1 protein-coding gene is annotated in these 1,316 nt (G+C 38.1%); it reads left to right on the top strand.

The window, feature by feature from the left end:
• A partial coding sequence (locus L870_RS0106785) for a leucine-rich repeat domain-containing protein (RefSeq protein ID WP_028517502.1) occupies positions 1–1,316 on the top strand: 1,316 nt, incomplete at both ends.

A 1,316-nucleotide genomic window follows, 5' to 3' on the forward strand; every position in this document is an offset into this window, starting at 1 on the left:
CGGGATTTAATGAAAAGACAACTGATGATCCCGGTACAAGAAATGAGCTTTCAGAATTATTCCTTAACGGAAACGATGAGGATTATTACTCTATACATAACTCTGTGGGCAATAGAAGATTTATACCCAAGTCACTCAAAAAAGTCACTGTTCTGAACGGTACAAGACTTTCAGACTATGCATTCTATCGCTTTAAAGGTGTTGAGACATTCGTATTGCCGAAGTGCATGACCGAGATCGGCAATTATTCATTTGCGGACTGCTCATCAATCACAAAGAATCATATCTCAGAAGGTATAAAATATATTGATGATCACGCATTTGAAAACTGTACCTCTATTTCAGACGGAAAAATTCCTGAAGGTGTTATTAGTATAGGAAATTATGCATTCAACAATTGCAGCAGTGCAAATCTCAAGACTGTAACCTTACCGAAAACTCTTACGGCTATTGGTAATAATGCGTTCTCAGGATGCAGCGGTCTAACAAGCGTAACAGTTCCCGAAACAGTAAAAACTATCGGAGCTTATGCATTCAGCGACTGTTCATCACTTGCATCTGCAATTATCAATGGAGGTGAAGAAGGCATCGGTTCACATGTATTCAGCGGCTGTAAATCACTTGCCGAACTTACACTTCCGTTTGCAGGTTTTTCTCTTGAGGCTACAAATACCGACGGCAGTAAGCAGGAACTCGTAGATCTGTTCCTTCATGGAAATGATGAAGATTATTACTCTATACACAACTCTGTGGGCAATAGAAGATTTATACCCAAGGCACTTAAAAAGATAACTATCTTAGGTGGAAATCGTATCCCTAATTATGCATTCCATCGTATGAACGGAATAGAGGAAGTTTTTATTCCCGACAAAATAACATCAATCGGCGCATATGCATTCTTCAACTGCACATCATTAAAAAATGCTGATATGCCGAATTCTCTGATAAATATAGGTAGTTATGCATATGTAAATTGCATTTCACCTGATTTTCAAACAATTTCTTTCCCTGAAGGCATTGAAACTATAGGTGAAAAAGCTTTCAGCAATTGCGACTCTCTTATCAGTGTTACAATTCCTGAATCGATAAAGGTTATCAGTAATTATGCATTTGAAGAATGTGATTCACTCAAGACAGCTGAGATAACAGGCGAAAATACAACGATCGGTTCGCACATATTCAGCGCTTGTAAATCGCTGGAATCACTTACTCTTCCTTTTGCGGGATTTAATGAAAAGACAACTGATGATCCCGGTACAAGAAATGAGCTTTCAGAATTATTCCTTAACGGAAACGATGAGGATTATTACTCTATA

It is taken from the genome of Ruminococcus flavefaciens ATCC 19208, from assembly GCF_000518765.1.
GTDB lineage: Bacteria > Bacillota > Clostridia > Oscillospirales > Ruminococcaceae > Ruminococcus > Ruminococcus flavefaciens.